The organism is Acinetobacter sp. 742879 (genome assembly GCF_000588535.1).
Classification (GTDB): domain Bacteria; phylum Pseudomonadota; class Gammaproteobacteria; order Pseudomonadales; family Moraxellaceae; genus Acinetobacter; species Acinetobacter pittii.
The window spans coordinates 206,183-231,237 of sequence record NZ_JFYC01000006.1 but is presented as its reverse complement, the minus strand read 5'-3'; the positions used below and the strand labels follow the sequence as shown (position 1 = coordinate 231,237).

General features: G+C 39.7%; 17 protein-coding genes and 1 pseudogene. 6 read left to right on the top strand and 12 right to left on the bottom strand.

Translation table 11 applies throughout. From position 1 onward, the window contains the following. Positions 1–2: 2 nt before the first annotated feature. The 10 genes from accB to sbnA form a co-directional block, all read right to left on the bottom strand. Positions 3–422 carry an acetyl-CoA carboxylase biotin carboxyl carrier protein gene (accB, locus tag J690_RS14195; protein ID WP_000354611.1) on the bottom strand — a complete coding sequence of 140 codons (420 nt, stop codon included), beginning with the start codon at positions 420–422 and terminating at the stop codon, positions 3–5. A 17-nt stretch (positions 423–439) separates the two neighbouring features. Continuing rightward, positions 440–895 (bottom strand): type II 3-dehydroquinate dehydratase, encoded by a 456-nt coding sequence (gene aroQ, locus J690_RS14190; RefSeq protein ID WP_002115614.1) that lies wholly within the window; start codon positions 893–895, stop codon positions 440–442. Between the two features lie 235 nt (positions 896–1,130). Next, on the bottom strand, positions 1,131–2,456 hold the full coding sequence (locus tag J690_RS14185; RefSeq protein ID WP_032036574.1) for a Y-family DNA polymerase: 1,326 nt from the start codon (positions 2,454–2,456) through the stop codon (positions 1,131–1,133). A 266-nt stretch (positions 2,457–2,722) separates the two neighbouring features. After that, complete coding sequence (locus tag J690_RS14180) at positions 2,723–4,960, bottom strand: TonB-dependent receptor (protein WP_032036573.1); 2,238 nt, start codon at positions 4,958–4,960, stop codon at positions 2,723–2,725. A 153-nt stretch (positions 4,961–5,113) separates the two neighbouring features. Then, a complete protein-coding gene (locus tag J690_RS14175; RefSeq protein ID WP_032036571.1) occupies positions 5,114–5,887 on the bottom strand; it encodes an HpcH/HpaI aldolase family protein in 774 nt (257 codons plus the stop codon). After that, positions 5,880–9,407 (bottom strand): IucA/IucC family protein, encoded by a 3,528-nt coding sequence (locus tag J690_RS14170; RefSeq protein ID WP_032036569.1) that lies wholly within the window; start codon positions 9,405–9,407, stop codon positions 5,880–5,882. The genes J690_RS14175 and J690_RS14170 overlap by 8 nt, the downstream gene beginning before the upstream one ends. Then, the gene (locus J690_RS14165) at positions 9,404–10,609 is read right to left on the bottom strand and encodes an MFS transporter (protein WP_032036567.1); all 1,206 of its coding nucleotides are present in this window, start codon (positions 10,607–10,609) and stop codon (positions 9,404–9,406) included. Before J690_RS14165 ends, J690_RS14170 begins: the two co-directional genes overlap by 4 nt. Positions 10,610–10,612: 3 nt before the next feature. Further along, on the bottom strand, positions 10,613–12,253 hold the full coding sequence (locus J690_RS14160; RefSeq protein WP_081405177.1) for an IucA/IucC family protein: 1,641 nt from the start codon (positions 12,251–12,253) through the stop codon (positions 10,613–10,615). Positions 12,254–12,324: 71 nt separating this feature from the next. Beyond that, positions 12,325–13,338, bottom strand: coding sequence for a 2,3-diaminopropionate biosynthesis protein SbnB (sbnB, locus tag J690_RS14155; protein ID WP_000067058.1), 1,014 nt, complete (start codon positions 13,336–13,338; stop codon positions 12,325–12,327). A 21-nt stretch (positions 13,339–13,359) separates the two neighbouring features. Further along, positions 13,360–14,364 carry a 2,3-diaminopropionate biosynthesis protein SbnA gene (sbnA, locus tag J690_RS14150; RefSeq protein WP_005068826.1) on the bottom strand — a complete coding sequence of 335 codons (1,005 nt, stop codon included), beginning with the start codon at positions 14,362–14,364 and terminating at the stop codon, positions 13,360–13,362. A gap of 537 nt (positions 14,365–14,901) precedes the next feature. Here sbnA and J690_RS24600 point away from each other — a divergent pair. Beyond that, positions 14,902–14,967: pseudogene (locus J690_RS24600) on the top strand (hypothetical protein); the annotation flags it as partial. A 25-nt stretch (positions 14,968–14,992) separates the two neighbouring features. Here J690_RS24600 and J690_RS14145 read toward each other — a convergent pair. Both J690_RS14145 and J690_RS14140 read right to left on the bottom strand, forming a co-directional pair. Next, the gene (locus J690_RS14145) at positions 14,993–16,015 is read right to left on the bottom strand and encodes an ABC transporter substrate-binding protein (protein WP_032036564.1); all 1,023 of its coding nucleotides are present in this window, start codon (positions 16,013–16,015) and stop codon (positions 14,993–14,995) included. Next, positions 16,016–16,606 (bottom strand): ANTAR domain-containing response regulator, encoded by a 591-nt coding sequence (locus J690_RS14140; RefSeq protein WP_002115726.1) that lies wholly within the window; start codon positions 16,604–16,606, stop codon positions 16,016–16,018. It abuts the gene before it with no gap. A gap of 456 nt (positions 16,607–17,062) precedes the next feature. On the opposite strand from J690_RS14140, the gene J690_RS0104475 reads away from it, so the two are divergent. From J690_RS0104475 to mobA, 5 genes are read left to right on the top strand one after another with little or no spacing between them, the layout of a single operon-like run. Then, positions 17,063–17,332, top strand: coding sequence for a hypothetical protein (locus J690_RS0104475; RefSeq protein WP_306308256.1), 270 nt, complete (start codon positions 17,063–17,065; stop codon positions 17,330–17,332). Positions 17,333–17,343: 11 nt separating this feature from the next. Beyond that, the gene (nirB, locus tag J690_RS14135; protein ID WP_017385976.1) at positions 17,344–19,890 is read left to right on the top strand and encodes a nitrite reductase large subunit NirB; all 2,547 of its coding nucleotides are present in this window, start codon (positions 17,344–17,346) and stop codon (positions 19,888–19,890) included. A gap of 12 nt (positions 19,891–19,902) precedes the next feature. After that, positions 19,903–21,525, top strand: coding sequence for a nitrite reductase small subunit NirD (gene nirD, locus J690_RS14130; protein ID WP_032036563.1), 1,623 nt, complete (start codon positions 19,903–19,905; stop codon positions 21,523–21,525). A gap of 18 nt (positions 21,526–21,543) precedes the next feature. After that, the gene (locus tag J690_RS14125) at positions 21,544–24,324 is read left to right on the top strand and encodes a nitrate reductase (RefSeq protein ID WP_032036562.1); all 2,781 of its coding nucleotides are present in this window, start codon (positions 21,544–21,546) and stop codon (positions 24,322–24,324) included. Further along, on the top strand, positions 24,321–24,950 hold the full coding sequence (gene mobA, locus J690_RS14120) for a molybdenum cofactor guanylyltransferase (RefSeq protein ID WP_005068841.1): 630 nt from the start codon (positions 24,321–24,323) through the stop codon (positions 24,948–24,950). Before J690_RS14125 ends, mobA begins: the two co-directional genes overlap by 4 nt. The last annotated feature ends 105 nt before the right edge of the window (positions 24,951–25,055 follow it).

Below are 25,055 nucleotides of genomic sequence, written 5' to 3'. Positions count from 1 at the left end.
AATTACGCGCGATAACGGAATAAAGGTTGACCGAATTGGATAACTTCACCATTTTTCACTAAAATTTCTTCAATCACGCCACTTTGAGTTGCTTCAATTGGGTTCATGATTTTCATTGCTTCAATAATACCCAAAGTTTCACCAGCAGATACTGTTTGGCCTACTTTAACAAATGGTGCTTCACCTGGGCTTGGAGCAGCGTAGAACACGCCAACCATTGGAGAAGTTTCAACTGCTCCACGCGGTGTTTTTGCAACTGGTGCTTCTGCAACAGGAGCAGCCGGAAGTGCTACCCCAGCCGCAGCAACGACAGGATTGCGACGAGTTAAAGCGATTGATTGATCACCTTCTTTAACTTCGATCGCTTGCAAGTCAGACTCAATCATTAAATCGATGAGTTTCTTAATTTTGCGGATATCCATGGGCGACTATTCCTAAACTAGTTTGGGTTAGATGGTTGAATTTTTTCAATAGCGTAATCGAGCGCAAAACGATAGCCTTTTGCACCTAGACCACAAATCACGCCAATTGCTTTATCAGATAAATAAGAATGATGTCTGAATGCCTCTCTTGCATGGACATTAGACAAATGAACTTCAATGAATGGAATCGCAACGCCAAGTAGGGCATCACGTAGAGCAACTGAAGTGTGGGTGAGGGCAGCAGGGTTAATAATAATAAGTTTTACGCCTTCAGTTTGTGCCTGATGAATACGATCAACAATGGCACCTTCCCAGTTGCTTTGAAAAGTATCTAATGTGATTGAAGCTTGTTGAGCTTGGCTAATAAGTTGTTGGTTAATATCATCTAAGGTAAGATGACCATATACTTCTGGTTCGCGTTTTCCCAGCAAATTCAAATTCGGTCCATGAATCACCAAAATGGTCGAACTCATTCAGATTGCTCCAGCTCTAAAGTTGCAAATATTCTTTGCAAGATGTCTGCAAAGTTTGCTTATTATGGCATATGTTTCTACAATTTTTTTATAATTTGTTTTCATCGTCGCAGAAAGGGTATACCAAATTCGGCTTATATATTGTAAATTTTGCGATGATTTAGCAATGTTAAAAAATGACAAAATTTCAAGTAATTTAATGGAGCTTATTTTAAACTGAATTGACAAAAACAGTTCATGTATTTTGTGTAACGGCTATAGAGTTCTCTCCAATCACTAATAGCTCATTCCATCGAGTTAGATAATTTTTTGAACGGTGGCATTGTTTCATGTGCCAAGATGGATTACGGGAATGATAACCGACTTGTAAATAGTGACTACCGAATCGGTTACGAACTGTGCTGAGTGTTTGCATTAATTGTTGTCTTTGCTGAATCAACTCAAGAGGTTGCCATAAATCATCAATATGATGTTGACGAGGATGCAAACCACAAAATAAAACTCCAATCTTTATATATTTTTTATTTTCTTTATATAAAACATCTATTTGCTGCATGGCTGCTTTTGTTAATATGCATAAATCATCTGTTGCATAATTTAAGCCTATCGCTTGAGAAGATGCTTTTTTATAAGGTGGTTTATCTATTTTTTCATAAAGCAAGACTTGAACGCATGCACAGAGCTGTTCTTGTTTCATTAAACGGCGATGTGCCCGGTTAAGATGAAAAATAAGCGCTTGTTTAATAATCTCAATGCTGGACAAAGCTTGAGCAAAACTGCGTGATGCTAAAATTCGTTTGGTGACAATTGCAGGATCGTCGAGTTGAATACAGGATTGGCCTTTTAGCTCACGAATGGTACGTGCCATAACCACAGAAAAAGCTTTTGCTAGATGATGCTCATTGGCAAAAGTTAAGTCTAAGCATGAATAAATCTCATAACTCCGTAATTGTTTGACTAATTGATAGCCAATTCCCCAGACTTCTTTGACTGAAGTGTATTGCATGAGGTCTTCAAGAAGTAAAGGATCTAAGGTCGTGAAATTACAAATTCTATTAAAGCTTCTAATTTTTTTAGCATAGTGATTGGCCAATTTTGCTTGAGTTTTTGAATATCCGATGCCAATACAACAGGGTAAGCTTAACCATTCTTCTAAGGTTTCTACGACTTTGACACAATAAGAATGAATATCTAGAGATTGAAGGTAAGGGGTAAGGCGAATAAAACATTCATCTATAGAATAAGCTTCTAAATCATCGGGCGAGAAAAACTCACCAAGAACTGAAAAAAAGCGACGTGACATTTCAGCATATAAAGTGTAGTTGCTTGAATAGACGTGTACACCTGCTTGAAGAGCTTCTTGTTCGATCTGATACCATGGAATACCCATTTTGATACCCATATTTTTTGCTTCTTCACTACGTGATACAACACATCCGTCGTTATTAGAAAGTACTACGACTGGTAGACCAATAAGTTTGGGATTAAATAGTCGCTCACAACTCACATAGCAGTTATTAATGTCTACGAGGGCGTAAATTTCGCGGTGTGAGATTTCCATTATGATTTGCCCCATGAAAAATATTGGTAAAACTACATATTGATATTGTTTTCATAAACACAGCGATGAGGGGTGTTGGATGAAAAAGTTGCATCTTGAATATGTAACAAAATCAAGTTAACAAAATTTTTAGCAGAATGCTAGGGTGGTTCTGTGGGTTTACCTCAGGTTAATAATGGAAAAAATAGATAAGGAATTAATATTTTTAATAAAAAAGGAGATCGCATTGATCTCCTTTTTGTGACACATTCAATGTCAGTTTTTGATTACCACTTATGGCTATAAGAAACTTTAAGCGTTGCACCATTTGCTACTAAATGGCTAGTGTTATCGCTAGTTCGTAATAATTGGCTATATAGAGGATAATACTTGCGGTTAAACATGTTCTCTAAACCAATCGTCACAGTGTCTTTTTTGTTAAGCGCAAAGCTACTGATTAAATCTGCTGTTGTATAAGATTTTACATCATAGCGACCAAAACTATTTTTGCCATTTAAGCGGTAATCTTCTGAACCGAAGTAAGTAGCTTGCAGGCGGTTCGTCCATGTTTCCGTTGGGCTATAAGAAATATAACCTGTGACTTTTAATGGTGGAATACGGAAGCCTGTCATGTCTTGTTCAGCACCGTTTTGCGGCTTTTCACGACCTTTCATCCACGTAACACTACCACCAGTTCCCCAAACATTGGCATCGTCAAGATAATCAAAAGTTGCTTCAACACCAGTGACTTTTTCTTTGGTTCTAGCGAGTACTAAACCATTGTTGAACGATTGCACAGCACCTAGGTCGGAAGTGGAGTGGAAGACCGCTAAACTTGAAGAGAAGTTATTGAAGTTTCCTTTCCAGCCTAACTCGTAGTTATCTACTTTTACGGGTTCTAAGAATGACGAACCAAGGTTAAAACCTTCACCAGCATTACGAATAATCAAACCAACATCAGGTAATTGGAAACCTTGGTTAAAAGATGCATAAATCGAGTGTTGGTCATCTGGAGAGAAAGTCACGTTAGCATTGTACAACCATGCATCAGCTTTCACTTTCCCCCCCTCAACGGTGTAAGGGTTGGGCTTACCTAATTGTGATAAAGGAACAAAGCTATCAATTTGGGCATAGCTGTCTTCATAACGCGTACCAGCTTCTGCTGACCATTGGTCATTAAAGCGGTGTTTTAACTGTATAAAACCACCCACACTTTGCGTAGTGAGTTCAGGTAAATAAATAAGTTTGCCAATTTTTACAAACTCTAAGCCACCAGATTGATCATAAATTTTTTGATCGAAAATATCTAAAGGCATTTCGCTTTTTTCGCGGCTAAAGTCACCACCCCAAACCAGTGAGGTGTCACCTAAAAACTCAAGTGGTGTAGTAACAGTTAAGCGGCTACCAAGTACATTATTTTCTTGATAGATCTGATCTACTTGTCCTCCACGATTTGCATTTTTTCGTGCATCAAATGGTGAAAAACGTGTAAAGAAGTCGCGATAATAAATTTGTGCATCAACCTTATTACCAAAAAAGTCTTTATGGTTATAAGTTAAATTGTAGATCTGGTTTTCGTTTTTATTTTGGTCTTTGAGCTTTAAGCCTTTAATTGCTTTCGCTGGTACAGTCCCAGCAGGAGCATTTTTCACACTTGGGTCAGATGCATAATCTGAGTCTTGCTCGGCATTATAATAGTTTGCAGCGAATTGTAGGTATTGGTTGTCATCAATATGATAACCAAGTTTACCACCGATACTATAGCCATCAGAATCATATAAATCGCCCTGACTTGGTTCTGGTGCAACACGGTCACCACTTGCATCGTACGGGCTACCAATACGCTGATAACCAAAGTCGAGCGCATAGTCAAAAGCATTAAAGCTGCCTGTGAAATATTGGTGAATATCGCCACTTAAAGCATTAGAACGAAAATTTGTTAAAGGCGTTTGGAGCCCAACGACTGTTTTTGCTGTAGGTTCGCCACCCGCAGCTTTTGTGGTAATTGAAATAATACCGCCTGCCGCGCCGCCACCATAAATTGCGTTACTGCCTCGAATGACTTCAATGTTGGCAATGCTTTCAGGGTCAATTGCTGAAAGTCCTCTTGATGTGTCTCGTGTCAGGTTCATTGGAACGCCATCCACCAAGATGAGAGCATTACGACCACGTAAAGTTTGACCATAATCGGTAATGGTGCGGCTTGAGTCTGATAGGCCCGGGACGGCTTTTGCTAAAACGGTTGCAATACTGCCAGATGAACCATTTCTTAAAAGTTCAATTTGTTTTTGATCTAGCTTGGTCACTTGCTTGGCAGAAGTAGAAAGTTCATCTGCGCGTGAAGCAGTAATTGTAATTGTCGGGAGAGCTTCGGGTTTCTTTTCTGTTTCTGTAGTTTCAGCAGGTGAAGCAGCAAAAGCTGAATTGGAAAGAATAATGGCCCCACCAAGTGAAAGGATTGGAATGATATTTTTTACTTCAGACTTCCTCGTAAAAAGTTTGTGACTTTTTATCTTATTTCCCATTGTCTCGCCCTGAGAGTGATTTTAAATTTGTCGAATTATAAGTGAGAATGATTGTAATTCACAATATCGTTGTTGGACAAAAAATAATAAAATTTATTTTTATTAATTGTTGTGTAGAGGAAGGTGCATCCATCGCTCTACACAACTGAAAATTTATGAGATTTCTTTATAAGAATTCAAATGATTTTGATGGGCACGGCGAATAATGCTGCGGTCATCACCGAGTACAAAAAGCTGAACGGATTGTTGTTTCCATGCCGCAATATCTTCAGGTTGTCGGGGAATAGCACAGAAATGCTTTTGACTATTTTTAGTCTTAGCATACATCTCTTGAACTTTTTCTTTCACTTTTGGATGGCTAGATTGCCATGGCATTCCCATAGATTGAGAAAGGTCGGCAGCACCTTCCAGAATAATATCAATACCTTCAACTTTTAATATTTCATCTAGTTGTTTCAGTCCTTCCAAGCTCTCAATCATGGCAACGACAACAGTTTCGTTTGCTGCGTGTTGAACAAAACTAGCTAAATCATCCATGCCATATCGATTTAACTTTGTCGAGTTGAGACCTCTTTGCCCAAGAGGCATATAGTGACAATAGTTCACGGCTTCTTGTGCTTGCTGAGCATTTTCTATACGCGGAAAAACAATACCCGTTACCCCTGCATCGAGCAGAGGTAGAACTAAATGGTTGGCGTTTAACGGCACCCTCACAAAGACATCAAGATTCATGGTTCTAGCGGCTAAAATCATCGTCTCGACTTGAGACGTAGTAAATAAAGTATGTTCCAAGTCGATAATAATAAAGTTGTAGCCCGCAAGTGCGATTTGCTCGACATTAATCGGAGAAGCTACGGAACAAAAGATTCCGTAGAGCGTCTCGCCATTTGCTATTCGTTTCTTAAAAGAAATCGAATGCTTATTCATATTCAATTTCCTTAATAAGGCTGAGCGGGTTCGGCGTGGTTTGTACTCTTAAGCGAATTTCCGGAAGGAAACGGCGGCTTGCGAGCTGTTCAATATCAATGGTGTCATCTGTAAAGTTAAACAATTCATATCGTTCGCTAAACTCTGGGTGAGCTTCTTTATGCTGATTAATGATGGTTCTTAACATGGTCCAGAATTTGATTTCATCGAAGTCATAATGTTCATTTAAGAAAATCGCTAACTCAGCCAGATTTACAAACCAAAGCGCATCTTGAGTAAAGTCTCTTAACTCATTTGGAGAGTGGGTTTCCAAGAACGAGTTCGGGTTAATCTTGGCATGTTCTTTCGGCGCATCTTGCAAGTTAGGTAAAAGGTTTGGCTCACGTAAAAGATGACGACTAAAACGAATTCCATCATGGAAATCTTTCAAAGCCGCTTTAACAGGTAAACCATTTTTATGAATCAGAACCATGTTTTGTGCATGGGACTCTAAAGCGAGGCCGTGGCACCATAAAATATGCATGATTGGTAAATAAGCATTGGTGAGTAATTTTTCTAACCAGAACTCGATACCGTACTCTTGAATCCACTCATCAATCAGCGGTTTTTGGTCTGTATCGAGTTGCATTAGTCCTGTTACTGGCGTTGCCGATTCGCCTTCTTTTAAGTAGCTGTAAATACTTTCGCGCCAAATGCAGGCGAGTGCGCCGTATTGAACAGGTAGCGCAATTTGCTGGTTAACTGAAAGACCGCCAATCTCTCTTAAAATAACAGGCTTGCGCTGTTTTTCTAAAATATGGTCTTGCTCAACAATGTTATAAAGCCAGTCACTCATTTTCGCCGCATTTTGAACGGTATGCGGTGCCAATACACGAGAGGTAGAAGTATTGACCAAGTTCATTGCCAATTTAAGAGAAAGCGCTGAGATGTCGCTAATATTTGATAATGTGCGAATCGACTGTTGCGGTAAATAAGTCGGACCTTCAATATCTAACGGGATGATCAGTTGGTTGCTAATAGCATCTTGATAATATAATTCAATAATTTTATCCCACTGCCACGGGTGAATTGGGGTAAGGATATAATTTTTAAACTCTACATTTTGCTCTTTCAATTGATCATTGATAGTTTGCAGATCTTTCTCTGAAAAATGCTGTTTATAAAGCTGTTCTAAGTTAATAGTTTCACTTAAAACTAGTTTGCATAAACTGTTATGAGTCGCCACCCATTGAACCGTAAAACCTTCAGAAAGCTCTGGTGCATATTTTTGATTTTCTTTTAAATCGAAGCCGATACGAGACTTAAAACTCGGGTGATATAAATGGGCGTTGGTAATCCGCGCTTCTTGTTCTAGGTATGGCAAGGTTCTTAAAGGTTGAACAGGGGCTTGGCTTAAAGTCTGCGCATGCTTAACATAAGTTAAATTGAGTTCATCATTAAAGTTTTGCCATTTAACTGGGTCAGCTTCAATAATATTTTTTAGATCGGCAAGTAGCGTTTTTAAGCTAGGACGAGTTTCAGCATCTAAACTAATATCAGAACGGACTAAGCTCGAAGGATTTAACTTAATTCGTTTAAAACTGAAATGTCGTTTAGCCGCGCAAGTATAAAAAACGGTATCGGAAATATAAAACTTGATCTGACCTTTAGAAAACTCGTATTTAAAAGTATTTTCAAAAATGAGTGCTTCTAATAATTGGCCCATCACGCGATTTTCCGCGAGGGTTTTATAATTGGTTTGTTGTGTTGGTTGAAGAGGGCAAAGTGCTTCTGCACCGCGATATTTATAAATAGGGTTTTCAACTTCAATCCAGATAGGATTGCCACCACTGTGGTAGAGCGTATTTAACATATTTGCCTTGATTGGTAATGTGAGTGAATTAATTAATAAATCGCGATATTGCTGGCCTTTGGCGCTAAAATTTTCTTGCGTGAGCGTAAGGCGTGTGGCTTGCCAAAGTTCAGATTCTTCAATGGCCGTAACTCGTGCAATTGCACTGATGAGATGAGCAATGTGATTGATCACAAGGTAATATTTTAAAAAGGTCCACGCATCTTTCTGAGAGAACCAAACGGTACTATCTTCAGAAATAGATGAGTCGTCTTCTATCATTTCTGGAACAATGCTAATGCCTTCCATATCTCGAAGAATAAGGCGATGTGGATAGCCGTTTTTAAATTCCATTAAACTATTTTGCATGTGCGCTTCTACGCTAATGCCTTTATTTGCAAACAACTCAATTAATGGAATGAGTGAAACTTTAACGTACTGTTTCCACCAGAAAGTAATGAAGTCTTTCGCGTCTTTCGATTGTAGATTTTGGTTGGGTGCCGCTTGCTGAATAATGCTTAAAAGCGGGATTTCATAGTTTTCATTTTCTTCAACCAAGCCACCTAGCATTCTGGTATTTTCTAATACCTCTGGCGTGAGTCCTGCTCTATAAAGAATGCCAAATGAACTTTCAAGCTCTGGAATTTTGACTGTTTTTGCCTCTAATTCCGGCAGAATCACAAGGTCTGGATATTGCTCATTAATTTTGTGATTAATAATAATTTTGCTCGCATCAATCGCGCGTTCCATCTCATCCATTGGGTTATTACGAATGAAACTGGTAATTCGTACATCAATTGATAGCTTTAAGAATAGATTCGATTGAGGTAACCACACTGTACGAACGGATGAGGTCGGCCATACGGTTTGACCTAAAGCTCCCAGATAGATCACGTCTTGGCTATCTAAATATTTCTTCAAAGATGGATGTTGAAGTAAGAAATTAGCTTGCCAAGGGTGGGTTGGCATTAACTCGTAATTTGCTAAGTTTTCTTGTAAGCGTTCTTTTGCAGTTTCTAAAACTTCATCTTCAATACGGTGAGAAGACTGTTCTTCACTTACAAGCTTTTGGATTAAAGAAGAATGAATTGCAAAGTAATGAAGTTGGAAACTTGCGCCTAACTCAGGGCTATACTTTTTCATGTCTTCTTTAGAAAAACCTAAATTGGCTTTAGAAGTCACATGAAAAGGGTGCCCATATAACATGCCTTGTTCAGTAGCCTGAAAACCACTAACTACTTTAGATGCTGTTTGAGATGGCTTATTTTCTAAAAAGAATTTTGTATTTTCGATACTATTGGCAATATCTGAGTACAGGTTCTTATTTTGATTTTTATCTTTAAATAAGCTATTCAACTCATCTGTAATCAGTTTCACTAACTGTTTAGGGTTGGTGAGTGAGTCAAAAGTATTTTCGTTTAAGTTTTGCAGGACAAAACCACGTTGATATCGGTGATAACCCGTAGTTGAAAGATGCTGAACTGCACCATAAACAATCGTGTTAGACGCATTAAACGTATAAGCAAAATACAGTGTGTCTGGTTGCTCAGCATATAGGGTGAATAAAGGAGAATCTTGAGCTGGGATAATGTGCTTTTCAAGATTTACTTTGAGTTCACGAAAGAAAGTATTCAGGTACTGTTCGAAAAGTTTATAAGACCATGCATCGGTTGTAATAATTGAGTTCATTCTTGTGCCTCTTCTAAAATTGTATCCATTAAGAATCTGTTCAAAATCACTACTAATCCCGCACCGATAAAAAATAGTGAGGTGCAGATTAATGCAGCAGTAATATTGAAAAATGAGTAGGTGAGCGTGATCGTGATTGGGCCAATAAGTTGTCCTAAGACAAAGGCACTGTTAGAAATACCAATCACTTTTCCTTGGCTTTGAGCGCCGGCTTTTAGAGAAATTGTATGTAAGATCGAAGGAATAAGGGCTGCAAAGCAGAAGCCTTGTATGAGTCGTAATACAAGAATCAGCCAGAGATTAGAAACCCAGATCAATGCGAAAATCGTGATGCCGCAAATTAAAGATGCGTAAATGAAGTTATTAAAAGAATCTCCTTTATCATCATTTCTTTTTCCCCAATAGGTTGCAGCAATAAATGCTGCTCCCCATGAAAGCGCATGAATTGTTCCCGTTAAACTCGCAGCAGATAACGATGAGTGAGTGCTTTGGCTTATTTCACTAATGTATAAAACAAAGCATGACACCAAACCAAAGCCGCCCGCTTGAACCAAAATGCCGGCGCTTAACCACGAAAAAATCGTTCTATCAAAGAAAGCTGGAAGCTTAGATTTCTCTTTGGTTTTTGTGACCTCTGTTTTAACGGGATTGGTTAATACAATTGATGCAATCACAATGAGTGTCATCACAACAAATGCTGTCGCGTTGAGTAATACTTCAACCCGCCATTGATCCATAAATATCCCGCCGAGCACGGGACCACATAGGCAAGCTAGCGCAACACTACTTTGTAGTTGCCCAAAAGCGGCACCACGTTGTTGTTCATTAGAAAGATATGAAACATAGGCATTTAAAATCACAGAAAGACCGCAAAAACCGAGTAAAATTCGCGCGAAAATAAACAGGTATAAATGCTGGGCGCTCGCCATGAGCAGTATTGAAATACAGAAACCAGCCAGAGAAAGTAACAAGGCTTTTTTATGGCCGAATGTGTCGGATAGGTGACCCACAATCGGTGCGGTAAATAAACTGCCAATAGCCGGAGCCGCGAGTGCCAAACCTGCCCAGATAGTGGGAGCACTCATATGCGACGTCAGTTTTTCCATATAGAGCGGCATGATCGGAATCAGCACCATAAGCCCAAAAGTGGAAAAAAACTGACAGAGCAAAATAATGAAATGATCTAGGCGAGATGAGCGCATGATTTAGATATCCATGGTCTCATAGCTAGAAACAGATAAGCTGTGATAAGGGTTTGGCGTACTTCCGATTTTACTTGGCATGCCTGTTGAGTCGCTTTCTTGCGCAAGTAGAGGCGTAAGTAGCTGTTTGAATGGCCAAGTCTTATTGTCAAAAAGATAGGTTTGAATTTGCGATTTTGTTCGTTCTGAAATGCGTTGAGTTTCCACAAAATCTTGAATAATGTCTTGAACCATCTCCCAAAAATCGCCTTCTGTACGATCCGTATACTTCAAGGTAGCTAAAGCAATCGGGTAGAGGTTAATTTGAATTCCTAGGGTAATGAAGTAATTAAATAAGTCTTCATTTTTAGTAAAGATAAGATTGTTCGGTGTGCTCGTATCGATGGTATAAATCGGAGGTGTAAAACCATTTTCTTCAATGGCTGTGGTACATATTCTTAAGGTATCGTGGTCACGCAAAACAAAGCATTTAAACTTATTATTTTCATAACACACCATAGTGTTTTGCCCGTGGCATTCAGGCATGATTCCTTTTGCCCAAAGCGTTAAGAATGTTTGAATAAAATGAACACTTAAGTCTTTTAGTAATGACCATTTGTCACCTTCAACGCCTAAAGTTTCCCAAGGGTCGACATACGTACAGCTTAAAGCTGACATAGTGATTGGCGTGACGTTTTTATCTTGGCAAAAGTCGGGTAAATGTCTGACTTGGCAGCCGATTACACCTAAATTCTTTACAATAGGCTCTTGTTTACCGAGCACCCACCAATGTGTTTCATTACTCAAAAAGAGGCGATTTTTTAATAAAGCAGTTTCATTAATGACTTCATTTAAAAAATCATAAGCCGTATGACCATTCATTAAATAACGGCCTGGCATGGAGCGGATTGCACCTAATGTTTTGGCATTGGTTGAGAGTTTTAAATGCAGAGTAGGGTTTGCGTTGTGAATAAGGGTTCTTAAAGAAGAAGTCGGTAAACCAATTGTGGTGACATGGTTTAGGTCAATACCTTCATACTTATTTTCTTCAAACTTTAAATAGCGATGTTGAGTCTCTAGTAAAGGCAGGGCTAAGTAATCATCTGAAAGCTGAGCCATTTTGTCAGCAATAAGACTTTCCTCAAATTCTGATAACAGAAGCTCTTTGTGAGGAATGGACTCCATATTATTGATCACATCATCTTTCTTAAAAGCCCACCAATACACCTCAATTTCTTTTTGAGTTGTGAGTGCTGCAAGTTCGCCTTTTGAGTGAGCGAACGGATGAAATGGACGATCAGCGACCAGTGATAGCAACTCACTAGTAATCAAAGGCGAAGAAAATGAAAGGGCTGACTGTAAAATTTGAGGAATTTTTTCAGCCGTCACTAAGTTGTCGAACCAATAATTAATCGCTTTTTGATGGTGTGGAGATGGCCACCAAGTTGCTTGGGTTAAATAGTTAAAAACTTCAGAAATAGAAATTTTAGAAGTTGTATTGCTCAAAAGGTTATGAAGCAAAACTTCGGGTTGGGTAACATAGAAAGGATTTACACCATCTACTTTTAAACAGCTGAAATAGAGTTCCAACTCATCATTGAGAGTAATTGCCATATAAGGCTTTTTATAGGAAATGTGATCTTTAAAATCTCCATAATTCTCCATGTAGAGTGCATCTATCGTTTTTTGTAGTTGTGCTGTGTAAATCCGATCTAACATTTTAGTTATTCCTATTCTTATAAAAGCGGTAGAACCGTGCCAACGTTTTGTTCTTGTGCGGCATTGAAGAACCATTTAGCGCAGACAATGTCATCAATCGCCATGCCCATTGGGTTGAGCAAAATGATTTCATCTTCGTGTTCACGACCGTTTTTATGACCAATAATGATGTCGCCAAGTTCAGCATGCAGTTTTTCACGGCTGAATAAGCCATCCTCAACGAGCACGTTGATGACTTTCTTTTCTCGGTTTGATTGGTCCCAGTCATCTACAATCACTTTGTCGACTTTTAAGAAGACTTCAGGCTCGATATCCATAATTGAAATATTTGAAACAAAGCAGCCTTTTTTAAGCCACTCAAATGGAATGTAAGGTTTATCTGAGACTGTGCAGGTAATGAGGACATCGGCTTGTTGAATCGCAGACTTAGCACTGTCATGAATTTCAATTTCTAGATTCGGATATTCTGATAAAAACAACGCTTTGAGTTTTTCAGCTGCTTCAGGGTTTACATCAAATAAATGTACTTTTTTCACTTGAGCATATTGTTCAAGCACAGTTTTAATCTGCATTTGAGCAATTGGTCCGCAGCCAATAACGGTAATGTCGGAAAAGTCTTTTTTTGCTAGATATTTAATCGAAACACCAGTAATTGCCGCAGTTCGCATGGCACTGATGAGACTGCCTTCCATCACCGCAACTGGATAATTTGTTTCTGAGTCATTTAAAACAATCAGTGCGCTGGCACGCGGAATATTGAATTTTTTAGGATTATGTTGTCTTGAACCAATCCATTTGATTCCGGCAATCGGGTCGTTGCCGCCTAAATAACAAGGCATTGCGATAATACGGTCGGCAATATGGTCTGCACCTTGCCAGCGAAGATAAGGTTTTAAAGGTTGAACAAACTGTTTATTTGCATGCAGGGTTAAACCTTCAGTAATTGCTTCAATAAATGAATTACTATGATTTGCGCCAAGATTTAATAAATCTGATTGACTTAAATAGCGAAGGGTAGCCAAATTGCTCATGAATATTTCCTAAGGAGAAGGTTAAACAACATTTTGTAAAGTAAGGTTTTCTTGGCGTCGTAAGTTTCGATTGAAGTGACGCTTCTTGATCATTTCGAACCATTCATCTTCATAAACCAGATCGAGATAACGATCGCCACGATCGGGCAACAGTGTTAAGACGCACGATCCATCAGGAATGGTTGGAATCAGTTTTTTGATGGCTGAAATTGATGAGCCACTTGAACCGCCAGCAAAGATTCCTTCATGCTCAAGAAGTTCTCGGCAACCGAGTGCCGACTCATAGTCATCTACATAAATGACATCATCAATTTCATCGGGGGAGAGTAGCGGTGGGACAGTACTTGCACCAATCCCAGGAATTTCACGTGGACCAGATGTACCACCGAACAATACAGAGCCGACGATATCGACTGCAATCACTTTTAATTCTGGAAATCTTTCTTTAAGGCGACGAGATACGCCCATAATCGTGCCAGAGGTACTTGCCCCAATCACGAGGTAATCAATCTTGCGATCAATTTGATTTAGGATTTCTTCTGCTTCTCCAAAATAATGGCTTTTCCAGTTATTTGGGTTTGCATACTGATTAATCCAAACAGCATTTGGAAGCTGTTGGCAGAGTCGTTTTACAGTGTCAATTCTGGTTTTTAAATAACCGCCGTTTTGGTCTTTTTCAGAGACCATCTCGATATTGGCCTTGTAGAGCTTCAACATTTGTAAGTTTGCTGAGGCAATTTTTGGGTCAATAACGGCAGTAAATTTTAATCCATATATTTTGCAAGCCATTGCAAGCGCAATAGCTAAGTTCCCTGATGAACTTTCAACAATATGACTGTCTTTATTAATCACTCCAGATTTCAGACCTTCCTGTAGCATGAATAATGCCGGACGGTCTTTAATGCTTCCTCCTGGGTTTAACAATTCCATTTTCGCAATCACTGAGATCGATTGATGCGTGAATAGCCTTGATAATTGTAGTAGTGGCGTTTTACCTATGCAGTCGAGAATATTTTCATGGATCATGGTAGATCTTCTCAGGTTTTTATGTGGTGTGAATGATAATGATTATTAATTTAATTATTATTACCATTTGTGCCATGATTGTTGCGGTTTGTAACTAAAAACAGGAGGGACTTAGAGGATTTTTCACTAATTTTTTTTATCTAATTATTTGAATCGTAATATTTAAGTTTTACAAAAGGATTAATAAATAAATCTTTTTAAATATAATGACATAGGCAATAAATTACTTTAGAGCTAAAAAAATTAATTTAATTAAGACAGATGCGAGAAATTATTTTGAAGAAATAAAATGAAATTTATGACCTCATCCGCGTAATTGATGCATCACTATTCTGTCTTGAGCATGGGTAGATTTAAGGCTTAAAGAAGAGATAAATATTTTAAGACTGACTTAAGATGCTTTGAATAATGAATTGAAATTGATCAAGTGGCAGTTATTGATATGAAAATGTCTGAAAATGATACGCTTAGATAGATATGATCATTTCCATAAGCGTTATATTTTCAACGGATCAGTTGAGTCCAGAAAGTATAGTAATGCGTGTTTCGCATTTTGTCTTATGGGTCTTTCAAGCTGTCTTTGTCATAAAAGACAGCTTTTTTTATGGTGATTTAATAAGTAGAAAAGTTATGAACGATAACGTTGTTTAGCTTGTTCATAAGCCTCAAGATTAATGCATTGAGCACCCAAGCTTGTGATTTGTGCTTGGTCGAGTTGAAGTTCATCCCATTTTTGCATTTGCTCGAGCAGCCAATAAAAGTCTTCTACTTTTGGAAGTGCACTTTCTTTTACTAAATGACGGACAATATCCTGAATCATATAGTATTTGTCGACATGTACTTCTTCTGAACAATGGAAGCGCACAATTCCAAACTCGACTAATAATTTTAAAATTGGAGCAAAATCGTCTAACTCACTCAATTCTTGTTGGGCTTTCATAATTGCCGTGGTGAGTGCAACCAGTGTTTGTGGATGCTGTTCAGCCCATTCTTGAGTTACGGCTAAAACCTTATCAGCCACAGGTGGAATAATGTTTTGACTTGAGCAAATCATTTTACTTAAACCCAGAAGCTCGCCTTGAGTATTCCAAGGTTCTCCTACACAAAAACCATCAATCACATGTTTGTCTAATGCTTCAACCATATAAGGTGGCGGTAATGTTTTGAGCTGGATAGATTGAGCAAGTTCAGGGTTTGCTAAAGCGAGCCATTCTCTTAAACAATAATGGTGAATAGAATGCTTAAATACATGCGCTAAAGAAATGGAGTGACCTTGTTCGAGATAATTTGCCACTTTTTGAGCCGTTACTTGGGCCGTATCATTTTTTTGAATTGCAAGTTGATGAGTAAGTTTTTGGCTTAAGCTAATGAAAGCACGGTTTTCACTTAAAACGAGTGATGTTTGTAGTGGCGTGCCAATTTGATCCGTGCCTACAGCCGCCGCAGGTAACATTGCAGATAAGCAATGCGCTGCATCTAATAGACCAAAAGCAAGACGGTCTCGAAGACTTGCCCATGATGCTTCTTTAACTAAAGTGACATCTAAACCCACCTCTTCAAAGAAGCCTCTTTGTTTTGCCCAAAGCAATACAAGACAATCAAGCAAAGGAATATAGCCGAGTTGTAATTGAGTCTTTTCTAATGTGCTCATTTATTCATCCTTTAGTTGATTGTTGAGTAATTTTTGGGCATCAAGTAACCGCCGTGCCATTTCTCCAATCGTTATACGGTGACTCATGGCATTTTTTCTGAGAAGTTGGAAAGCTGTATCTTCAGGCAGACCGTGGAGTTGCATGAGTAACACTTTGGCCTTTTCAACATCTTTACGGTCAGCCAGTTTGGTTTGAGCCTCTTTTAAGTCACCTTCGAGTTTTTTGTGTTTTTTATATTGCTCAATCGAGATTTCTAAAATGGTATGTAAACGGGCAGGGTCTATGCCATCTACAATATAAGCCGTTACTCCCGCATCGATGGCTTGTTTGATGGTGTCTTTATCTGAATTTTTAGTGAACAGGACAGTCGGTAGGTCATAGCTACTCACACAACTTTCAATAATGTCACGATGAGGATGATCCATATCGAGCAAGATCACATCGGCTTGTAAATGCTCGAGACGAAAAATATTTAAATGGTCCAAAGTAAGGCAAGCGACCACTTCAAAATCATTTTCAAGCAGACTTTTTCTTATATAGTCTGCTCGCGCATGATCATCATCAATAAGGGCTATTTTGAGTTTTGGCATAAGTTCAGAAAATCAGGCTAAGAAAATGCGCCAATTCGACGCGTTTTTTGTTATCAGGTTTTAAGCAAGATTAGTGCCATCCAAAACTAAACAAAAAATCCAGTTTAAGTGGCATTTCAGCGAGCTAAACAATGAATGTGGTCAGTCTTGGTGCAAAAATACGATTCATTTTGTGGCAAGACATATTTTTATCTTAACCATTTAAGTGTACAGCGATGGGGCAAATAGAATAAGACATTATTTTTATAAGATAGGTGGCGAAATTATATCTATATGAAATTAAAAATAAAAAATTTTTAAATTAAATTTATATAAGGATTGGCATGCAAAATGCTTACTTAATTACAGGTCGAAGACGACCATAAGTTTTAAAGACGGCCAACGATGTCCGTTCTGATCGAATTTGTGAGTGCAACTGTGCACACAAAGAATTTACGTTCAGTCGGAGTGAAGGCCATGTCTTTATTTTTATTGCATAAAAAAGTTACATCTGAATTATCTAATTTTTCAGTTCCAGCGATGCGAGCCTTCTCTATGAGGGGGCTCGCTTTTTTTATTTCTTTTTATGACTTTGCTGTGCATTGGGTGTCATTAACGAGTGGGAAAAATGGATTCCAAGCAGCTACATGCTTTGTGAGATTGATTCGCTTCTCGGTAGAACACAAGGCAAAAAAACAACGTCTATTTGAGAACGCAATAACGCAGCTTAAAAGCAACGTGATTTGAGGAGAAACACTATGAAATTGGTAATGATTGGTCATGGTATGGTGGGCCACAAATTCATCGAAGCCATTTTAGAAAAAGCAGATGATGAACTGGAAATCACGATTCTCGCGGAAGAACCTCGTATCGCGTATGACCGTGTGCATTTAACAGAATATTTCTCTGGGAAATCAGCAAAAGATTTATCTTTGGCGCGTTTTGACTTTGCTGATGCTCATGGCATTGACTTACGTCTAAATACAAAAGCAACTGCAATTGATACAGCTGCACAAACAGTCACAACCAATCATGGTGATGTCATCAGCTATGACAAATTGGTGTTGGCAACTGGTTCGTATGCATTCGTTCCACCAATTCCGGGTAATGACCGTGAAAACTGCTTTGTTTACCGTACGATTGAAGACTTAGACGCGATTCGTGCAGCGAGTCTTAATGCAAAAACAGGCGTAGTCATTGGTGGTGGTTTACTTGGACTTGAAGCTGCAAAAGCTTTACGTGATTTAGATCTAGAAACGCACGTTGTTGAATTTGCACCACGTTTAATGGCAGTTCAAATTGATGACTTGGGCGGTAAAGTTTTACGCCGTAAAATTGAAGACCTTGGTGTAAAAGTTCATACACAAAAAGCGACACAATCTATCGAATGTGGTAACAGCACTACACATGTAATGAAATTTGCAGATGGTAGCGAGCTTGAAGCAGATGTCATTTTATTCTCTGCGGGGATCCGTCCACGTGATGAGCTCGCACGCAATAGTGGTCTGGCGATTGGTGAGCGTGGAGGTATCGTCATTAATGATTATTGCCAAACTTCAGATAACAATATTTATGCCATTGGTGAATGTGCGCTTTGGCAAAATAAAATTTATGGTTTGGTTGCACCGGGCTATGACATGGCGCGTATTGCAGCAAAACACATTTTAGATGAAGAGTGTAATTGCTTCGCCGGTGCAGACATGAGCACCAAGTTGAAGTTGATGGGTGTGGACGTTGCCTCTGTAGGTGATGCACATGCCATGACTCCGGGTGCATTAAGCTATTTCTATGCAGATGAGCATGCGCTGGTTTATAAAAAGATTGTTGTAAATGCAGATAAAACCAAATTGTTGGGCGCGGTTTTGGTGGGCGATGCGAAAGAGTACAACGACCTTTTACAAATGATGTTAAACGGTCTGGCTTTACCTGAAGTGCCGGAAAGCTTGATTATGCCGGGCTTTGAACAATCAGCAGGTAAGTCTGGTGGTAGCGGTGTAGATTTACTTCCAGACAGCGCGACCATTTGTTCATGTAATAACGTATCAAAAGCGGACATCTGCCAAGCAATTAGCGATGGTTCGACCTCTTTAGGTGCATTAAAGAAATGCACCAAAGCAGCAACAGCATGTGGTGGCTGTGCACCATTAGTGACACAAGTGTTGAAGTCAGAGTTGCAACGTCAAGGTGTGACTGTAAATAACCACATTTGCGAACACTTCCCGTACTCGCGTCAAGAGTTGTATCACTTGGTTCGTGTCAATGAAATTAAGACATTCGATGATTTGATTCATCAACATGGTCATGGTTTAGGGTGCGATATCTGTAAACCTGCTGCCGCAAATATTTTAGCATCTTGCTGGAACGATTTCGTCCTTGAGCCAAGCCATGCAGGCTTACAAGACAGTAATGACTACTATTTGGGTAATATCCAAAAAGACGGTTCTTACTCGGTTGTACCGCGTATGGCAGGTGGTGAAGTGACTCCAGATGGTTTAATCGCGATTGGTCAAATTGCGAAGAAATATAACTTGTACACCAAAATTACTGGCGGTCAACGTGTTGACATGTTCGGGGCGCAAGTTCACGAGCTTCCATTCATTTGGGAAGAGCTGAATGCTGCGGGCTTCGAGTCTGGTCATGCTTACGGTAAATCATTGCGTACCGTGAAATCTTGTGTGGGTAGCACATGGTGCCGTTACGGGGTAGATAACTCGGTTGGTTTGGCGATTGAACTTGAAAACCGCTACAAAGGTTTACGTTCACCGCATAAATTAAAAATGGCAGTGTCTGGCTGTACTCGTGAGTGTGCGGAAGCGCAAGGTAAAGATGTGGGTATTATCGCGACCGAAAAAGGTTGGAACCTTTATGTATGTGGTAACGGTGGTATGAAACCACGTCATGCCGAGTTACTTGCATCTGACCTTGATAAAGCAACGCTCATCCGTTACATCGACCGTTTCTATATGTTCTACATTCAAACCGCAGACCGCTTACAACGTACCAGTGTATGGCGCGACAACATGGAAGGTGGTCTAGATTATCTTAAATCTGTAGTTGTGGATGATTCACTTGGTTTGGCTGCCGAGCTTGAGCGCCGTATGGAACACATTATTGGCACATATCAAGACGAATGGCGTACTGCGGTGGAAAATCCTGAAGTTCGTAAACGCTTCCAAACGTATATCAACGCAGGAGCAAATGAACAGGCCGATCCACACATTCAATTTACAACTGAACGTGGTCAAATTCGCCCATTAACTGAAGCTGAACGTTCAGAAGACCGTATTCCAATGGTTGAAGCATAAAGGAGAGTTTCTATGAATATTGTACAAGACAAAAATATGCTTCCTGATAATCAGTGGATTGACGTTTGCGCACTCGATGATTTAACCCCAAACACTGGTGCGGGTGCGCTAGTTGGTGGTCAAGCGGTAGCAATCTTCCGTGTGAGACATGAAAAACGTGTTTACGTGCTGAGCAATAAAGATCCGTTTAGCCAAGCCAATGTCATGAGCCGTGGGATTATCGGTGATTTACAAGGTGAGCGTGTTATTGCATCACCAATCTATAAACAACATTTCAGTTTAGCAACGGGCCGTTGTTTAGAAGATAAAGACCAAAAGCTTTCAGTTTATCCAAGCAAAATTGTTGATGGCCGTGTTTGGGTCAATGCAGTACCGCAAAAAACTTATATTACCAATACAGGTGTGTCTCAAGACAAACTTAAACTGGTGCTAATTGGAAATGGTTTGGCAGGGATGCGTTGTCTAGAAGATTTACTTGATATGGCCCCAGACCGTTATGAAGTCACAGTGATTGGTGAAGAACCTTGGGGTAACTATAACCGCATTATGTTATCTCCAGTTTTATCGGGTGAAAAAACCATTGAAGACATTATGTTGCATCCACCGAAGTGGTATGACGATAAAGGCATTAAATTTATTGCAGGTGATAAAGCCGTAAAAATTGATCGCCCGCGTAAAGTGGTTTACACCGAAAAAGGTCAGACAGTTGATTATGATCGTTTGATTCTGGCAACAGGCTCGGCACCATTTATTCCACCAGTTCAAGGTGTTGGCTTAAAGGGTGTGTTAACTTTCCGCGATATTTATGACGTCAACACCATGATTGAATACTGCGATTCAAAAACCAATGCAGTGGTGATTGGTGGCGGTTTGCTTGGTTTAGAAGCGGCGTATGGTTTAAAACAACGCGGTATGAATGTCACAGTATTGCATTTGATGGACCGTATTATGGAACGTCAACTTGATAGTCGTGCGAGCCAGTTATTACGTCATAGCATTGAGCAAAAAGGCATTCAAATCATTACCGAAGCCTATACCGAAGCGTTAATTGGTGATGAAAATGGGCATGTGAAGCAAATCCGTTTGAAAGATGGCACGGTCTTAGATGCAGACCTTGTGGTGTTCGCCGTGGGCATTCGTCCAAATATTGCTTTGGCGCAAAGTGCAGGATTACGTTGTAACCGTGGTGTATTGGTGAATGACACCATGCAAACATTTGACCCAAGTATTTATGCCGTGGGTGAGTGTATCGAACACCGTGGTCAAACTTTCGGTTTGGTTGAACCACTGTGGGGGCAAGCTTTTATTTGCGCGACCCATTTAGCAGAGCATGGCAGCTTAACTTTTAAAGCGCCAACCGTACCGACTCAGTTAAAGGTGAGTGGAGTCGATGTATTCTCTGCGGGTAATTTTGAGCCGAAAGATGATTATGAAGACATTATCCTGAACGATGAAAAACGCCAGATTTATAAGCGTATTATCATTCAAAGCGATCGGGTAATCGGTGCAGTACTGTTTGGTGATACTGAAGATGGCATGTGGTATGCAGAATTAATTGCAGACCAAACACCTGTTTCTTCATTTAGAAACAAACTGCTATTTGGTCGAGATTTTGCATTAAAAAATGCAGGCTAAATAGGGAAAGGAGCAGTTATGAATAGTATTCCAAGCGTTGAAGTCGATAGCTCCGATCATGTTGCAAAAACAATCAAAACAACATGTCCATATTGTGGGGTGGGTTGCGGTGTTAGCGTAAACGTCCAACAAAAACCTCAAGGACCTCTGGTACAAGTTGAGGGGGATGCTGAGCATCCTTCCAACTTTGGACGCTTATGTATTAAAGGTAGCCGTCTTGCGGATACTTTGGGGTTAGAAACACGTGTTTTACAACCAATGATGGGGCGCAAAGCTGATCGGGTGGTAACTACATGGGACGCGGCAATCAATAAAATTGCCAAGAAATTCCAATCTTGTATCGATCAATATGGTCGTGACAGCATTGCATTTTATGTTTCAGGTCAGCTTTTGACTGAAGACTATTATGTGGTGAATAAGTTTGTAAAAGGCTATTTGGGCACTGCAAATATTGATACCAACTCACGCCTTTGCATGTCATCTGCGGTGGCAGGTCACAAACGTAGTTTCGGTGAGGATATTGTCCCTGCAAGTTATGAAGATTTTGAACATGCAGACATGGTGGTATTGGTCGGTTCTAATACCGCATGGTGCCATCCTGTGCTGTATCAGCGGATTATGCAGGCTAAAAGCCACAATCCCGATATGTTTGTTGTGGTAATTGACCCACGTTTTACCAGTACTTGTGAACAAGCGGATTTACATTTACCGATTTTGCCGGGCCAAGATGTCGCTTTATTTAATGGCCTATTCCAATATCTATATCAAAATGGTCATGCCGATCAGGCATTTGTAGAGGCTTATACCGAAGGTCTGCAAGATGTTTTGGCAAGCAGCCACCCAGAAGCCGATATTGAATATGTGGCAAAACGTAGCGGTATTTCCTTAGACAAATTACAGCAGTTCTTTGAGAAATTTGCTCAAACTGAAAAAGTAATTACCCTATTTTCAATGGGTGTGAATCAATCAAGTCAGGGCGTAAATAAGGCCAACAGTATTATTAATTGTCATTTACTAACAGGCAAAATTGGTAAGCTCGGCGCCGCACCATTTTCGATGACAGGCCAACCCAATGCGATGGGTGGTCGAGAAGTGGGTGGCTTAGCCAATATGCTAGCGGCACACATGGACTTAGATAATCCATTACATCAAAAAGTAGTGCAAACCTTTTGGGATAGTCCATTTATTGCAACACAAGCTGGCTTAAAAGCAGTTGATTTATTTAATGCGGTTGAAGCCGGAAAAATTAAAGCCATCTGGATTATGGCAACCAATCCGGTGGTGAGTTTGCCAGATGCCGATCAAGTTAAACGTGCTTTAGAGAAGTGCGAGTTAGTCGTAGTATCAGATATCTGTGCCGATACCGATACTACGGCTTACGCCGATATATTGCTTCCAGCTTTAGGTTGGGGCGAAAAAGATGGCACAGTGACCAATTCTGAGCGTCGTATTTCACGTCAGCGCGCATTTTTACCTGCGCCGGGTGAAGCAAAAGCAGATTGGTGGTCTGTTAGCCAAGTCGCGAAAAAATTAGGCTTTAATGGTTTTGACTTTGCGAATGTAAGTGACATCTTTAATGAGCATGCAGCGTTATCTGCACAAGACAATGCAGACATAAATGCGCGTGAACAAAGTAATACTTTCCGTTATTTCAACTTAAAAGGTTTAATGAATCTGAGTAATGCTGAGTACGATGCTCTACAACCAGTACAATGGCCAGTGTGGAATAAAAACCAAGATGCTAAAGCGGTTCAACAACTGTTTGGCAAAGGGCAGTTTAGTCATAAAAATGCCAAGGCAAAATTGATTCCGACTGTTGCCATTGATCCAGTACATGCAGTTTCAGAAGATTATCCGCTCATTTTGAACACGGGACGTATTCGTGATCAATGGCACACCATGACCCGTACTGGTTTGTCGCCAAATTTGACCAGTCACCGTGCCGAACCATTTTGCGAGATTCATCCGAGTGATGCCTTAAAGTTTGGTGTACGTGATCAAGGTTTAGTAGAAGTTCGTTCGAAATGGGGCAGCTGTGTACTACGTGTAACATTCTCGTCGGGTGTCCGTCGTGGGCAAATTTTTGCACCGATTCACTGGACTGAACAGGTTGCATCCGATGCCCGCATTGGTAAAGTCGTTAATCCAGAAGTTGATGCAATTTCAGGTGAACCTGAGTTCAAACATACGCCTGTAACTATTCAGCCGTTCTATACCACTTGGCAAGGTGTGCTCTATATTCGTGAAGGATACGATTCGCATATTCAAGAATCGCTACATCACTGTGCATGGTGGACCAAAGTCAAAATGGTGAAAACCAATCGTTATGAACTTGCAGACCGCCAAACTTTTCATGATACTCAAAAGAATCTGAAAAGCTTTTTACCATTTGCCGATGAAACCTTTGAATGGTTAAGCATAGAAGATATCTCTTCACAACTGAGCCATAGCGTTATTTTGAAAGATGGCATTGTAATTGCAAGTCTATATATTGCACCGCCAGATTTATTGCCAGACCGTGATTGGGTAGCGAGTCTGTTTAAACGAGAACGTTTGAGCGCCTTGCACCGAAAAGCTTTACTAGCGGGTATGCCAATGTCGGCTACTAATAATGATGGGCCTTTAGTGTGTAGTTGTTTTAAAGTAGGTAAGAATAAAATTATCGACGTGATAAAAACACAAAACATTACCCATGAAAAACAGGTTACTGCATGTTTAAAAGCAGGTGGGAACTGTGGTTCATGTTTACCTGAGATTCGTGGCTTGATTAAAGCTTGCCAACAAGAGGTGGAAGTGTGAATAAGGGATATCCCGTAACTGATCTGGTCATTTTGGCGGGTGGACAAGCCCGCCGTATGAATGGTTTAAATAAGCTGTTGCAGCAATTTGATGGCGATACGCAACTACTCAAAATTCATCAAAAACTAAAGTCATCTGTATCTGAAATTTGGGTAAATAGTCATCGTGATTATTCGATTTATCAAAGTATTGTGCCTGATATTAAGTGTTTTCAAGATGATGCTTCCGGTTTTTTCGGCCCACTTATGGGCATGAAAAGCGCATGGTCACATGTAAAAGCAGATTATGTTTTGTGTATTCCCTGTGATGTGACGTATATACCTACGCAAGTCGTTGCGAAATTACACAGCGCACTACGCAAAAATAAACAAGCTCAGGCAGCCTATGTTTCAATTAATGGGGATGCTTTATACCCATTTTGCTTATTAAAGCGTGAAAGCCTGATTACGATACGAGAGCAAATTGATAAACAACGATTAAGTTTAAAAGAGTGCTTTAAGCTTTTACATGCACAAGTCGCCGTATTTCAAAAACAAAACTTATTTTTTCATAGCATTAACTCTTTGGATGAGCTCCAACAATATAAACAAATCAATGCTTTTAAAGAGATATTTACCGCGAGTTAAACATTAGATTCTATCAATTTACAAACTAAAGTGATGTTATAAACAAATTTTAAATGATGCGTTCTTGACTATCTAATATATAAGTTCTATTTTGGAACTTGTTAT